The 13254-nt window shown below is 69.8% G+C and carries 13 protein-coding genes and 1 pseudogene; 5 read left to right on the top strand and 9 right to left on the bottom strand.

Annotated elements, in window-relative coordinates:
* Positions 1 to 22 precede the first annotated feature (22 nt).
* From HVO_RS17135 to HVO_RS17170, 8 genes and pseudogenes are all read right to left on the bottom strand, one after another.
* The gene (locus HVO_RS17135; protein WP_004042635.1) at positions 23 to 1627 is read right to left on the bottom strand and encodes a GTPBP1 family GTP-binding protein; all 1605 of its coding nucleotides are present in this window, start codon (positions 1625 to 1627) and stop codon (positions 23 to 25) included.
* A gap of 141 nt (positions 1628 to 1768) precedes the next feature.
* Positions 1769 to 2359: a J domain-containing protein gene (locus HVO_RS17140; protein ID WP_004042637.1), complete on the bottom strand. Its 591-nt coding sequence runs from the start codon at positions 2357 to 2359 to the stop codon at positions 1769 to 1771.
* 90 nt (positions 2360 to 2449) lie between these two features.
* Positions 2450 to 3247, bottom strand: a complete 798-nt coding sequence (gene pyrF / locus HVO_RS17145) for an orotidine-5'-phosphate decarboxylase (RefSeq protein WP_004042638.1) — start codon at positions 3245 to 3247, stop codon at positions 2450 to 2452.
* Positions 3248 to 3346: 99 nt separating this feature from the next.
* Positions 3347 to 4543, bottom strand: coding sequence for an MFS transporter (locus tag HVO_RS17150; RefSeq protein ID WP_004042640.1), 1197 nt, complete (start codon positions 4541 to 4543; stop codon positions 3347 to 3349).
* Positions 4544 to 4627: 84 nt separating this feature from the next.
* Positions 4628 to 5434 (bottom strand): carboxylating nicotinate-nucleotide diphosphorylase, encoded by an 807-nt coding sequence (nadC, locus tag HVO_RS17155; RefSeq protein ID WP_004042643.1) that lies wholly within the window; start codon positions 5432 to 5434, stop codon positions 4628 to 4630.
* On the bottom strand, positions 5421 to 7034 hold the full coding sequence (locus HVO_RS17160; RefSeq protein ID WP_004042645.1) for an L-aspartate oxidase: 1614 nt from the start codon (positions 7032 to 7034) through the stop codon (positions 5421 to 5423). Before HVO_RS17160 ends, nadC begins: the two co-directional genes overlap by 14 nt.
* Positions 7031 to 8188 carry a quinolinate synthase NadA gene (gene nadA, locus HVO_RS17165; protein ID WP_004042648.1) on the bottom strand — a complete coding sequence of 386 codons (1158 nt, stop codon included), beginning with the start codon at positions 8186 to 8188 and terminating at the stop codon, positions 7031 to 7033. The genes HVO_RS17160 and nadA overlap by 4 nt, the downstream gene beginning before the upstream one ends.
* 255 nt (positions 8189 to 8443) lie before the next feature.
* A pseudogene (locus HVO_RS17170) lies at positions 8444 to 8980 on the bottom strand (amidohydrolase family protein); the annotation flags it as partial.
* Positions 8981 to 9131: 151 nt separating this feature from the next.
* Between HVO_RS17170 and hmgA the strand changes: the two are divergent.
* The gene (hmgA, locus tag HVO_RS17175; protein WP_004042652.1) at positions 9132 to 10343 is read left to right on the top strand and encodes a hydroxymethylglutaryl-CoA reductase (NADPH); all 1212 of its coding nucleotides are present in this window, start codon (positions 9132 to 9134) and stop codon (positions 10341 to 10343) included.
* A gap of 207 nt (positions 10344 to 10550) precedes the next feature.
* Positions 10551 to 10700, top strand: coding sequence for a hypothetical protein (locus HVO_RS21100; protein ID WP_155821820.1), 150 nt, complete (start codon positions 10551 to 10553; stop codon positions 10698 to 10700).
* 50 nt (positions 10701 to 10750) lie between these two features.
* On the opposite strand, the gene HVO_RS17180 is transcribed toward HVO_RS21100, so the two are convergent.
* Positions 10751 to 11290 carry a DUF5817 domain-containing protein gene (locus HVO_RS17180; RefSeq protein ID WP_004042654.1) on the bottom strand — a complete coding sequence of 180 codons (540 nt, stop codon included), beginning with the start codon at positions 11288 to 11290 and terminating at the stop codon, positions 10751 to 10753.
* A 125-nt stretch (positions 11291 to 11415) separates the two neighbouring features.
* Here HVO_RS17180 and HVO_RS17185 point away from each other — a divergent pair, with 125 nt between their 5' ends.
* From HVO_RS17185 to HVO_RS17195, 3 genes are all read left to right on the top strand, one after another.
* A complete protein-coding gene (locus HVO_RS17185; protein WP_004042655.1) occupies positions 11416 to 11760 on the top strand; it encodes a cupin domain-containing protein in 345 nt (114 codons plus the stop codon).
* Positions 11761 to 12004: 244 nt separating this feature from the next.
* Positions 12005 to 12508 (top strand): hypothetical protein, encoded by a 504-nt coding sequence (locus HVO_RS17190; RefSeq protein ID WP_004042656.1) that lies wholly within the window; start codon positions 12005 to 12007, stop codon positions 12506 to 12508.
* A 183-nt stretch (positions 12509 to 12691) separates the two neighbouring features.
* On the top strand, positions 12692 to 13147 hold the full coding sequence (locus HVO_RS17195) for a hypothetical protein (protein ID WP_004042657.1): 456 nt from the start codon (positions 12692 to 12694) through the stop codon (positions 13145 to 13147).
* Positions 13148 to 13254: the final 107 nt, after the last annotated feature.

Below are 13254 nucleotides of genomic sequence, written 5' to 3' on the forward strand. Positions count from 1 at the left end.
CCGCCGGGACTCGTCTCTGTTTCTAGTCGACTTTCGTCACGGTTCCGACGCCCTTCGACCGCCCCTCGCGGAAGACGAATCGCTGGCCCTCCTCGACGAAGTACGAACGGAATTTGAACTCCACGCGAGTCGTGCCGGTGTCGCCCGGCAGGAGTCGTCCGCCGTCGGGGTGGAAGACGGCCGCCTCGGAGATGGTTTCGAGGTGGACGACCGGCTCGTAGCCCTCCTGAATCCGCGTCGGGTGGTTGAGCACTATCACGTCGGCTTCGAACTCGCGGACCGACGTGGGCTCCGCGTCGGCCGGGAGGAGCACCATCCCGCGTTCGATTTCGGACTCGCGGACGCCCTTGAGCGCGATGCCGACGATGCGGCCGGCGTTGGCCCGGTCGACCCGGTGGTAGTGCATCTCGATGGAGCGGACCTCGACCTCGCGGAACTCGCCGTCCGACATCGGCCCCAAGAGGAGTTCGTCGCCGGCCTCGACAGCCCCGGAGTTGACCGTGCCCGAGGCGACCGCGCCGACGCCCGTGACCGAGTAGGTCCGGTCGATGTACATCTTGAAGTCGCCCTCGGCGGCGCTGCGCTTCGGGAGCGACTCGAACAACTGGTCGAGGTCGTCGAGACCGTCCATCGTCACCGCGCTCGTCGGGAACAGCGGGACGACCGACTCGCTTATCTCCTCGACGGCGGCCTCGACGCCGTGGCGCTCGACGCTCAGGGGCGTCCGACCAACGTCGCGGAGGAGTCGCTCGACCTCGCGTTCGACCTCGGCGGCGCGCTCCTCGGAGACGGCGTCGACCTTCGTGATGGCGACGACCGTCGGCAGTTCCATGGCGAGCAGGATGCCGAGGTGTTCGCGGGTCGTCCGCGTCGGGCCGTCGTCGGCGGCGACGACGAGCAGGCCGTAGTCGAGGCGCTGGCCGACGAGGCCGCGAATCGTCGTCCGGAGCCACGGCTCGTGGCCCACGGTATCGACGAACGAGACCAGCCGGTCGGCCTCCTGGACGATTTGCGCCCGGTCGGACTTCCGGTGGGGGTTGCGCATGTGGACCGGCCCGTCGTCGGAAAAGCCGTAGACGGCGTACGAGAGGTCCGCCGACAGGCCGCGTTCGACCTCGTGGGGTTGCACGTCGAGGAACGACCGCGTGCTTCCGTTGCCGTTGTCGGCCTGTCCGGTCACGAGCGACCCGACGAGCGTCGATTTGCCGTGGTCGACGTGCCCCGCGGTGCCGACGACGATGTGGTCGTCGTCGACGTCGAGCATCGCGCCCTCGCGGATGGTCGCGACGCCGACGAGGCCGCGTTCGACCGAGTCACCGACGCCCCACGTCTCCACGTCTTCGATGTGCGCCCCGGCCTCTTCGGCCAGAAGCGACAGCACGTCCATGGTCTCGGAGAAGTCGTCCGGTGGGATGCCGGCGATGCCGCCGTCGTCGGTGACGCCGACCACGTAGGTCGCCACGCCGTCGCCGGAGAGCACTCGGTGTCTGAGTTGAGCCGCGAGCGACTCCATCCGGCCGTCGGACAGGTGAACGGCGCGGGTGAGGCGTTCTTTGAACTCGACGTTTCCGCCTTCTTCCTCACCGCGCTCGAGGGCCTCGTCCAAGAGAGCCCGATCCGCGCTCATGGAAGCGGGTAGGAAACCGACCGTGAAAACGCTTTCCGCGGTAGTGATTGCCATGAGACTGTACCACAACCGAGACGGAAGCGACGCGGAGGCGCTCGTCGGGGGTCGTAACGGTCGAATGCGGGTGAAAAAGAAAACGCGTTACTCGGTCAGACGCTCGTAGGCGCGGTTGACGCGCTTGAACGCCTCCTCGTCGCCGGTCTTCGAGTCCGGATGGGTCTCTTTGACCCGCTCGCGGTAGGCCGCTTTCACGTCGTCCGCGGAGGCGTCGCCGTCGAGGTCGAGCGTGTCGAGGGCTTGTTGTCGGCTCATGCCGCGCCGCGGCGGGCGGACGCTCGGCCCGTCACCGCGGGTTCGCTGTCGCCGCCGGCGGTCGCCGTCGAATCCGCCGTCGGGACCGGCGTTAGGGCCGAACCGCCCGGCACGCGGACCCTCTTGTGGGTCGTCGCGGGGGCCCGCGCCGAAGCCACCGGTCTCCCGGCGGTCGCCTCGCCGTCGCTCCGACCGGAAACCGAACCCGCCGCGTCCGGCGTCGGCGCGGACGCGCGTCCGGCGGAACCGCTCGTGGAGGCGGCCGCTGACGTGGGCGTACATGAAGTACGTCGTCGCGCCGAAGGGGACGGCGACGAACAGCAACAAGAGCTGTCGGTAGGCGAACGCCAACACGACGAGGAGCATGGTGATACCCGCGAACACCGCCGCGAGCCCCATGACGAGTCGGTCTCGGTCCACGGGCGCAGTTAGGGTCGCACGGTGGTAAACGTCTCGCCGGGCGGCGACCGCCGGACGATTCGGTCGGGAAAATCGACCGCCTGCGTCGCCTCAGCGGTACTGGTTCAGCCGGTTTTTGAGGCGCTTTGCGGCCTGTCCGGCGGCCTTGTCGAAGTCCTCACCGTCGTCCTCGCCGGCGAAGATGATGCCGCGCGAGGAGTTCACGAGACCGACGCCGTCCGCGAGGCCGAACTCGACGGCGGCCTCGGCGTCGCCGCCCTGCGCCCCCACGCCGGGGACGAGAAACGGCAGGTCGGGCACCTGCTCGCGGAGGTGTTCCAGTTCGTCGGGACCGGTCGCGCCGACGACGAGGCCGACGTTCCCGTGTTCGTTCCAGAGGTCGCAGAGCGCCGCGACGCGCTCGTAGAGGGGTTCGCCCGTGTCGAGTTCGAGCGACTGGAGGTCCGCGCCGCCGGGGTTCGAGGTGCGACAGAGGACGAACACGCCCTTGTCTTCCCGCGAGAGGAACGGCTGGATGGAGTCGCGGCCCATGTAGGGGTTGACCGTGATGGCGTCGGCGTCGTCGAGCAGGTCGGCGTACTTGCGGGTCGTGTTGCCGATGTCGGCGCGCTTGGCGTCCAGCAGGACCGGCACGCCCTTCCCGTGGGCGTAGGCGATAGTTTCCCGCAGGGAGCGCCAGCCGTCTTCGTCCTCGTAGAACGCCGCGTTCGGCTTGAACGCCGCGGCGTGCTCGTGAGTCGCGTCGATGATGCGGCGATTGAACGCCCACCGCGGCAGGTCCTTGTCGAGCAGGTGGTCGGGGAGGCGGTCGATGTCGGCGTCGAGGCCGACCGAGACGACGCTGTCTGTCGCCTCGATGCGGTCGCGGAGGTCGTCGAAGAAGCCCATTGCCCGCGAGTGCGACGACCGACAGTAAGGGGTTTTCCCTTCGGCGTGGGCGGCGGGCCTCTCACGAGCCGAGCGCGCTGGCCGCCCCACCCCGAACCCTCAGACGGGTCGCTCGACCGTCCAGAGCAGGCCCGCACCGACGACGAGCACCCCGCCGAAGAGCGCGAGCGCGCCGGCCGGCGAGAGGGCGTCGGCGACGACCCCGCCGGCGAGTTCGAACGGGACGACAGCGAGCGAGTAAAGCATCCCGGCGGCCGAGAGGACGGTCGCGCGCCCGACCGAGTCCACCCGGTCGTTGACGTACTGGTTCCCGAGGACGGACGAGACGTTCGTGACGCCGCGGGCGACCGCGAACGCGGGGAAGGCCAGCGGCCCGAAAAGCGGGACCGACGCGTAGGCGACCGCGAGCACGAGCGGCGAGGCGAGGAACCACCGGCGGACGCCGACGCGGGATTCGACCCAGCCGGCGCGGAACGTCGCCGCGGCCGCGACGAGCGAGAACAGCGCGTAGGAGGCGCTGACGGCGGTGTTCGTCGCCGTCGCGGGGACGCCGAGGTCGAGCGCCACGTCGCGGAGAATCGGCTGGTCGAAGATGTACACCATGTTGGCGACGCCGAACAGGAGCGCGAAGTAGGCGACGAAGCCGCGGAGCGGCGGGCGCGAGAGCTTCTCGCGGATGACCCGAAGCGCCGTCCGCGGCGTAAAGTCGCCGCCGGTCGCGCCCGTCTCGGGGACCGACAGCAGAATCGGGACGCCCAGCGCCGTCACCGCGGCGGTGGCGAAGAAGGGGACCGCGTAGTTCGTCGCGTCGGCGAGGAGGCCCCCGGCGAGGGTCGTCACCGCGCCGATTGCGAGGCCGACGCCGGTGGCGCGCCCGCGGACGGCGGCGAACTCGTGGGTCTCGTCGGTCTCGGCCAAGAGGTCGTAGAGCCACGCGTCGTCGCTGCCGGACCGGAACGTCTGGCCGACCGCCCACGCGCCGTAGACGACCGCGAGTTGGAGAAACGTCTCCGACAGGCCCATCGCCGCGGTCGAGACGGCGATGACGGCCGTGCCGAGGGCCATCGCGCTCCGGCGACCCAGTCGGTCGCCGAGGTAGCCGGTCGGTATCTCGGCCGCGACGAGCGCGAGCCACCAGACGCTGTTGAGTGCGCCCACCTCGGCGAACGAGAGGCCCCGCGAGCGGACGAACAGAATCCAGATGGCAGTCGTGAACGAGACGAACTCGGTCGTCTTGTAGGCGTAGTACTTCGCGACCGGAGAGCGCAGCCGGGCGGTGACGGGCCACGAAGTCATCGTCCCATGGTCTCGACACGACGCAAAGAACGTGTGGATTCGACCGGCGGCGGCGGTGTCCGGGTCGAGCGAAACGCCCGCTGTTCACCCGGTCCGGAAGGAGAAGTCGGAACTCGGCGCGCTGTGGGTGAGCCACCCCATCGACACCACGTCGACGCCGGTGTCGGCGTAGGCGGGGAGCGTCTCTAGCGTGATGTCCCCGCTGGCCTCCGAGATGACGCCTTCGGGGAGTCGGGAGACGCCCTCGCGGACCGCCTCGGGCGGGAGGTTGTCGAACAGGACGATATCGGCCCCGGCGGCCGCGGCGCGCTCGCCCATCTCGGGCGTCTCGACTTCGACTTCGAGTTTCGTCGCGAACGACTTGCGCTCGGCGAAGCGGCGGACGGCCGCCTCCAACCCGAGTTCGGCGATGTGGTTGTCCTTGACCATCACCATCCCCGAGAGCGTGAGGCGGTGGGTGTCGCCGCCGCCGGCGACGACGGCGCGCTTTTCGACGCCGCGGAGGCCGGGGGTGGTCTTGCGGGTCGCGGCGACCCGAACCGAATCGGAAACCTCGCGGGCGGCGGCGACGGCCTCGCGGGTCGTGGTGGCGACGCCGGAGGCGTGGCCGACGACGTTGGCGGCGACGCGCTCGCCGCGGAGGACGTTCCGGGCGTCGCCGTCGACCCGCAGGACTTCGTCGCCCGATTCGACCGCGTCGCCGGTCGCGACCGCTTTCTCGGCCTCGACGCCGAGGGAGTCGAAGACGGCGACGGCGGCGTCGAGACCGGCGGCGACCGCCGTCTCTTTGGCCACGAGTCGCCCGGTGGTGTCGCCGGGCACGTCGTTCGTCACGTCGCGGTGGCCGACGTCCTCGGCCAGCCAGCGCTCGACCGTCTCAGTCGTCAGCACTCGGCGTCACCCCCCGTCCGGCGTCGTCGCTTCCGTCGCTTCCGTCGCCCCCATCGCGTCCGTCCGGGTCGACGAGCGAGTGACAGCCGGCCGATGGCGCGTCGGCGGCCGCGCGGGCGACGAGGAGCGACGAGACGCAGGCGTTCCGGAGTTCGTAGACGGACCGCGAGACGCGGGTGCGGGCGTAGGCGTCGACCTCGCCCTTCAGGCGACGGAGCCGCGCTCGGGCGGTGTCGAGGCCGTCGGGCGTGCGCTCGATGCCGACGAGCTCGTCCATCGTCCGCCCGAGGCGGTCGAACTTCGCGTCCGCGAAGGCGTCGGGGAGCGCCGGGTCGGAGTCGCGCGGCGGCGCGTACTCGACGGTCTCGGCCTCGTCGCGACCCCGGTCGGCCGCCGTCTCGCCGGCGCGGACGCCCCAGACGAGGCCTTCGAGCAGGCTGGTCGAGGCGAGTCGGTTCGCGCCGTGGACGCCGGTGCGGGCGCACTCGCCGGCGGCGAACAGCCGAGGGAGGGAGGCCCTCCCGCGGTCGTCGACGGCGACGCCGCCGCAGAGGAAGTGCTCGCTCGGCGCGACCGGGATGCCGGCGTCGAGGTCGACGCCGCGGTCGTCGCAGAGCGCCGCGAGGTCGGGGAACTCATCGCGGAAGTCGAGGTCGGACACGTCGAGGACGACGCGGCCGGACCGGTCGCGGGCGCGGGAGACGGCGCGGGCGACCACGTCTCGGGGGGCGAGCTCGGCGTCGTCGTGCACGTCGGGCATGAATCGGCGGCCGTCGGCGTCGCGCAGGACCGCTCCCTCGCCGCGAACGGCTTCGCTGACGAGGAACGGTTGCGCGTCGTCGTCGGCCCGTGGGTCTGTTCGGGGGTCGTACGCCGTCGGGTGGAACTGGACGTACTGCATGTCGGAGACGGTCGCGCCGGCGAGCGCGGCCATCGCCACGCCGTCGCCGGTCGCGCCCGCGGGGTTGGTCGACCGGGCGTAACAGTCCCCGATGCCGCCGGTGGCGAGGACGGTCGCCCCGGCGAAGACGGGTTCGACCTCGCCGTCCGCGAGGACGGTCGCGCCGCGGACGGTCCCCTCCTCGGTCAGGAGGTCGAGCGCCGTCGCGTCCTCCACGATTCGCACGCCGTCGCGGGCCGAGAGGTGCTGGAGAAACGGCCGAAGGACGTGCGCGCCGGTGCTGGCGTCGACGTGGAGGATGCGGCGGCTGGAGTGGCCCGCCTCGCGGGCGAGGTCGAAGGAGTTGGTGTCGGTGTCGGCACTAGCTTCGGCGTCGGCGTCAGTGCCCTCGCCCACCGCGTCGAACGCGACGCCGAGCGTGTCCAACAGCACGTCCTCGACGACGGCGCGGGACTCGGAGACGAGCGTCTCGACCGCCTCGGGGTCGGCGGTGCCGTCGCTCGCCCGGCGGATGTCGGCGGCGAACTCCTCGGGCGCGGACTGGGTGACGGCGATGCCGCCCTGCGCCCAGTCGGACGCGGCGTCCTCGGGTTCGGTCGCCTTCGTGACGACGAGCACGTCGGCCCCCTCGCGGGCGGCGGCGAGGGCGGCGGCGCAGCCGGCGATGCCGGAGCCGACGACGAGCACGTCGGCCTTCATAGTTCGAGCATGCGGTCGAGCGCGACCGCGGCGAGTTCCTTCTCCTCGGGCGCGACCTCGACGACGTTGGGTTCGCGGCCCGCGGCGAGCTCTTCGAGCACCCACGTCAGGTAGTTGGGGTCGACCTGTCGCATGGCGTTGCAGTCCATGCAGGCGTCGCCGCAGAGGGGCCGCACGTCGACCTCGGGGTGCCAGCGCGCGAGGTGTCGCGCGAGGTGGACCTCGGTGCCGATGGCCCACGTCTCGCCGGGGTCGGCGTTCGCGACGACGTCGCAGATGTGGCTCGTGGAGCCGACTTCGTCGGCGGCCGCGACGACGCTCGGGCGGCACTCGGGGTGGGCGACGACCTTCGCGCCGTCGGCCTGCGCCCCCTCGACGTGGTCGACGCGGAAGCGTTCGTGGACCTGACAGTAGCCGTCCCAGAGGATGACTTCGGCGTCACCGAGCTCCGGGATGTCGGGGTCCAGCTCGTCGGCAGCGCCCGTCGACTCGGTCACGTCGCCGGCCCACGGGTCCCACTCGACCACCCCGTCGATGCCGAGGTCGTCGGCCGTGTTGCGCCCGAGGTGTTTGTCGGGCAGGAACAGCACGGCGTCGCCGCGCTCGAACGCCCACTCGAAGGCGTCGGCGGCGTTCGAGGAGGTGCAGATGAGCCCGCCGTGAGAGGCGCAAAACGCCTTCAGGTCGGCGTAGGAGTTCATGTACGTCACGGGGACGATGTCCCTGCCGCCGCTCTCTTCGACGAGCGTCTCCCACGCGGAGTCGACCTGCACGGCCTCGGCCATCCCGGCCATCGGACACGACGCCTCCATCGACGGGAGAATCACCGTCTGGTCGTCGTCGGTGATGATGTCCGCGCTCTCGGCCATGAACGTCACGCCGGCGAAGACGACGTAGTCGGCGTCCGACTCGGCGGCGCGCTTCGAGAGTTCGTAGGAGTCGCCGACGAAGTCCGCGTGCTCGACGATTTCGCGTCGCTGGTAGTTGTGTCCGAGGACGATAACTCGGTCACCCAATGCCTCGCGGGCGGCGGCGATTCGCCGGGAGCGGGCGGCCTCGTCGAGGTCGCGGTGGCTCTCCGGTAGCTGTTCGAGCGTGTCGTATTTGAACAGGCTGAGCTCCGACTCGAACCCGACCGACTGTAATTCAACCACGATTGGTCACCACGGTAGCAGTCCAATCAGTGGGCCTTATTGAAAAATATTTTTCTCCAATACTCGCTACCCATCAGTAAAAATTCTCTATACTATTGATTCGCTGGTGGTAAATGCACCCGATGAGCCATTAGAAGCCGAATACAGTCGTTACTCGTCCGAAGAACAATTCAGTTCAAAGATACGCCGCCGTCGGTGGCGATTACTCGTTCAGTCGCGTTCGAAGACGACGCGACCGTCCACGATGGTCATCGAGACCGCGATATCGCGAATCGAGTCGGCCTCCCACGGCGACTCGTCGAGGACGACCGAGTTGACGCCGGCGGTGTGGACGTCCTCGCGGAAGGCCACGACGGGACGCGACTCGGAGACAGCGTCGAGGTCGTCGCGGGTGAGGTATCTCGAGTCGTCCCACGTGCTCTCGTCGTAGCCGTAGCCGAGCACCCAGCCGGCCTCGTCGCCGGTCTCGTCGTCGGATTCGACCTCGGCGGCGCGCTCGCGGAGCAGTTCGACCGCCTCCGCCGGGGAGCCGGCGGCGGAGAGGTCGGCGTGGACGAGCGAGCGGCCGACCATCGGGAGGTGCGTGTGGGCGTCGATGAAGCCGGGGAGGACGACGCGGCCGCCGCAGTCGACGACCCGCGTCTCGACGCCGGCGAGCAGTCCCACGTCGAACGCGCGGCCGACGCGGACGACCTCGCCGTCGCGGACGGCGACGGCTTCGTGCGTCTCGTCGGGCGACCCGAGGGTGTGTACCTCCGCGTTCGTCAGTACGAGGTCCGCTGCCGCGGTCATACGTTCGACCCCGACGCGGGAGGGCAAAACGGTTCGGGAGGCGGCGGGGTGGCCGAGCGGCGGTCGGTCGTCGCGGGTGACGCCGGCCGGGTCGGTGGCGGCCGTTGGAAGAACCGGAACGCGTTAGGGCCGGCGCGGGAAACGTCGGAGCATGACAGACGCCGCGTCCCTCGCAGACCGCGTTCGGGAGGGCGACCTCCGCCTCCACGAACTCGAAGCGCACGCCGACGCCGACACCGCCGCCGAGGCGCGCCGACTGCTCGTCGAATCGCAGTCCGGCGCGTCGCTCGACGCGGTCGGGAACTACGGCTTCCCCGCGGAGGCCGCCGAGTCCGCCATCGAGAACATGGTCGGCTCGATCCAGGTGCCGATGGGCGTCGCCGGCCCCGTCAGCGTCGACGGCGGCTCCGTCGCCGGCGAGAAGTACCTCCCCCTCGCGACCACCGAGGGCGCGCTCCTCGCGTCGGTCAACCGCGGTTGCTCGGTCATCAACAGCGCCGGCGGCGCGACCGCCCGCGTCCTCAAGTCCGGGATGACCCGCGCGCCGGTGTTCCGCGTCGCCGACGTTGCCGAGGCCGAGGCGCTCGTCTCGTGGACCCGCGACAACTTCGCGGCGCTGAAGGAGGCCGCGGAGGAGACGACGAACCACGGCGAACTCCTCGACGTGACGCCGTACGTCGTCGGCAACTCGGTGTACCTGCGATTCCGCTACGACACCAAGGACGCGATGGGGATGAACATGGCCACCATCGCCACCGAGGCCGTCTGCGGCGTCGTCGAAGCCGAGACGGCCGCCTCGCTCGTCGCCCTCTCGGGCAACCTCTGTTCCGACAAGAAGCCCGCCGCCATCAACGCCGTCGAGGGGCGCGGCCGGAGCGTCACCGCCGACGTTCGAATCCCGCGCGAGGTCGTCGAAGAACGCCTGCACACCACGCCCGAAGCGGTCGCGGAACTCAACACACGCAAGAACCTGGTCGGCTCCGCGAAGGCCGCGAGCCTCGGGTTCAACGCCCACGTCGCCAACGTCGTCGCCGCGATGTTCCTCGCCACCGGGCAGGACGAGGCGCAGGTCGTCGAGGGCGCGAACGCCATCACGACCGCCGAGGTGCAGGACGGCGACCTCTACGTCTCGGTCTCCATCGCCTCCCTCGAAGTCGGCACCGTCGGCGGCGGCACGAAACTCCCGACGCAGTCCGAGGGCCTCGATATCCTCGGCGTCAGCGGCGGCGGCGACCCCGCCGGCTCCAACGCCGACGCCCTCGCCGAATGCATCGCCGTCGGTTCCCTCGCGGGCGAACTCTCCCTTCTCTCCGCGCTCGCCTCGCGGCACCTCTCCAGCGCCCACGCCGAACTCGGTCGGTAACTCGCGGGTTCATTTTCACCGACAGCAGGGACGGCTGGACTGCTTTTCTTCGCGTTGTTCCGGTCTGTTCCTCCGACTTCGCACCTCGTCGTTCACTTTCACTTTCACTCCGCACCTGTGGGTCGCGTTTATTCCGTTTCCGCGGAAACGATGAAAATGCGTCCGTCGGGGAGCACCCGCGGGCGTGTCCACACCCCATCCCCTCCCATGCCACTCTTCACACGCGGTACCGACCCCGAATCGCCCGACGAGTACGACGACGCGCGGCGGGTGGCGCTCGCGCTCAGGCTGGTGAAACTGGCGCTCGGCGTCGTCGCCTCCGCGCTGACCGTGGCGAAGCTCCTCGGCGCGCTCTGAGGTGCTCGCGCTCGCGGACCTGCTGGCCGGTCGCTCGCCCGCGCCGAATCTCAGACCAGTCGGTGTCGCCCCCGCGACTCGGACACTTCGCCGCGCCGCCGGAGTTTGTCGAGCAGGTCGCGGGCGCGGTCCGCCGGGACGCCCCGTTCGACCGCGGCCGCGACGATTTCCTCTTCGGTCGGCCGGTCGCCGTCCCGTATCGCCTCGCGGACGACCGTCAGGCGGTCGGGCGACCCCGACGACGAGTCCCGCCCCCGCGCGGCGGCCTCGCCCGCCTCGAACACCTCGTCGGCGTCGAGCCCCGAGCCTTCGAGGTACTCGCGGTCGTCGACGCCCGACTCCTCGACTCGCCGGTCGAGTTCCGAGACGTGTTCGACCTGCGCGAACGCCTCGCTGTCGCCGTGTTTCTTCGCCAACAGCGCCGACCGCGCCTGTCGCGCGGCGTCCCTGTCGTCGGACTCGAAGAAGCGCCGGAGCTTCTTCGTCTGGTGTCGCCTGCCGCACCGCGGACACGTCGCCGTCTTCGACCCGTCGGGGTCCGAAAGCAGCCACATGTTCGCGCAGTCCGTACACCCCACGACCGCGTACATACGTCGGTGTTCCGCGGCGGCGGATTTGAACGTTCGGGAGCGCGAGCGACCGCGGACCCCGACGCGGCGTCTCCCCGGCGGCGTCTCCCCGGCGGATTTATTTTCGCTCCCCGTGGCGTGTCAGCATGGACCGAGTTTCTGTCGACGACGCGCCGTCCGCCGAGGCGGCCGACGACGTGTTCCTCTCGCTTCTCGCGGGCGGCGAGGAGATGAACGTCCAGCACTTCCGCATCGAACTCGGCGCGGCGGCCCCGGTTCACGACCACCCCCACGAGCAGGTCGGCTACATCGTCGCCGGCGAACTGACGTTCCTCGTCGGCGACGACCGCGAGGAACTCGTCGTCGGCCCCGGCGATTCCTACTCGCTCGCCGGCGGCGAACCCCACGGCGCGGAGAACCGCGGCGACGAGACCGTCGTCGGCATCGACGTGTTCTCGCCGCCGCGGGCCAACCCGCCGTGGCTGGACTGAGTCGAGCGCGAACCGCCACCCGGACTAAACTCTCCGTGCGGTGTGTTTCGGGGGGTTTGGAGCCTCTCGAACGAGTGGCTTGGGTCGGCTCAGCCGCGACGTGTGAGGAGAAAGCATTTATCAAACCCGTGTCATCACTCAGTAGACGGTAGTCCCTAACTATGCCCTCCCCACGCGTACTCTCACCATGGACAGCGTACGGCGCGCCGAACACCCCGGTCAGCACGTCGAGCAGCGGGCAACGATGAGCCACTCGAAGCTCGCGCGCGAGCCGTGGCTGTGGGCGTTCGTCGGCGTCTGGGCCGCGGTCGTCAGCGCGCTCCACTTCGGCGGGCTCGCGTACGACATCTACACGCGTATCTGGTGGTGGGACGTGCTCACCCACTCCTTTTCGGGCTTCGGCGTCGCGGGCGTGTTGTTCCTCGTGTTCCCGCAGACGTTCCGCGGCGCTCGCGCCCCGGCGGTCGTCGCGGCCACTCTCCTCGCCCTCGGCGCGGGGTTCGAGGTGTACGAGTACCTGTTCAAGGACTTCTGGTGGGGCTGGTCGATGACCTACTACGCCGAAGACACCGCGATAGACCTCGTGGTCAACGTGGCCGGCGGTCTCGGCTTTTTCGCCTTCGTCGAAGGTATCTTCTGGTCGCGGGGGCAGGCGGACGCCCGCCGCGGCGACTCGCCGCCGCGCTCAGCTCACGTCCGCTCGGACGGCGGCGAGACGCCGGACGACGACCGCCGCTCGAACCGCTGACTCGACCGCGATGCCCCCGTCGGCGGGGTTAATTTAACCCCAAACGTGTTGCTCCGTCGAGATAACGTACATATCGATGATGTCCTATCTCTCGTCTATGCGTCCGCTCGCAGGAGATACGGCACAGCACCCCGCCACCGCAGTCGACCCGCCCCGTCTACCGCCTCGTCTATCGACCCGCGCATGCTGAGACGAACGCTGAACGAGACGGTGTTGGCCGGCTGGGAAGAACGCCCCCGAGAGATGGCTGCCATCGCCGTGTTCGGGAGCGTCGTCACCGTGACGCACTTCACGAGCATGGCGCTGTTTCTCTACACGCGCATCTGGTGGTGGGACATTCTCGTCCACGCCGCCTCCGGGCTCGGCGTCGCGGCGATTCTCTACGTCCTCAATCCCCGCCTGCTCCACTCGCGGCTCGCGCTCCTCGTCGTCCTCCCGATGGCCGTCGCCGCGATCGGGACGTGGTTCGAGGTGTACGAGCGGCTCTTCACCGGCTTTTGGGTCGAGTGGCCCCGCTCGGTCTACCTGGAAGACACGGCCGTCGATATCGTCGCCGACACCGCCGGCGCGGTCGTCTTCGGCGTCGTCAGACCGCTGTGGAACCGGATTCGTCGCTGGCGGGACCCGAATCGACTGTAAGCGGCGCGAAACGAGTGCGGCGTCGGTGCCGCGAGAGAGAAGTTGTGTGGTCGCTTACGCGAGTTCGTGAATGTATCCAGAAATCGAAGATTTCTGGCTGCTCAGAG

The organism is Haloferax volcanii DS2 (assembly GCF_000025685.1).
GTDB classification, from domain to species: Archaea; Halobacteriota; Halobacteria; order Halobacteriales; family Haloferacaceae; genus Haloferax; species Haloferax volcanii.

Bases quoted from the DNA above. Each gene is read 5' to 3' on its own strand.
- HVO_RS17195 (WP_004042657.1), top strand. From the start codon at position 12,692: ATGCTGAGACGAACGCTGAACGAGACGGTGTTGGCCGGCTGGGAAGAA.
- HVO_RS17150 (WP_004042640.1), bottom strand. From the start codon at position 4,543: ATGACTTCGTGGCCCGTCACCGCCCGGCTGCGCTCTCCGGTCGCGAAG.
- HVO_RS17185 (WP_004042655.1), top strand. From the start codon at position 11,416: ATGGACCGAGTTTCTGTCGACGACGCGCCGTCCGCCGAGGCGGCCGAC.
- HVO_RS17135 (WP_004042635.1), bottom strand. From the start codon at position 1,627: ATGAGCGCGGATCGGGCTCTCTTGGACGAGGCCCTCGAGCGCGGTGAG.
- pyrF (WP_004042638.1), bottom strand. From the start codon at position 3,247: ATGGGCTTCTTCGACGACCTCCGCGACCGCATCGAGGCGACAGACAGC.
- HVO_RS17180 (WP_004042654.1), bottom strand. From the start codon at position 11,290: ATGTACGCGGTCGTGGGGTGTACGGACTGCGCGAACATGTGGCTGCTT.
- HVO_RS21100 (WP_155821820.1), top strand. From the start codon at position 10,551: ATGCCACTCTTCACACGCGGTACCGACCCCGAATCGCCCGACGAGTAC.
- hmgA (WP_004042652.1), top strand. From the start codon at position 9,132: ATGACAGACGCCGCGTCCCTCGCAGACCGCGTTCGGGAGGGCGACCTC.
- HVO_RS17190 (WP_004042656.1), top strand. From the start codon at position 12,005: ATGAGCCACTCGAAGCTCGCGCGCGAGCCGTGGCTGTGGGCGTTCGTC.
- HVO_RS17160 (WP_004042645.1), bottom strand. From the start codon at position 7,034: ATGAAGGCCGACGTGCTCGTCGTCGGCTCCGGCATCGCCGGCTGCGCC.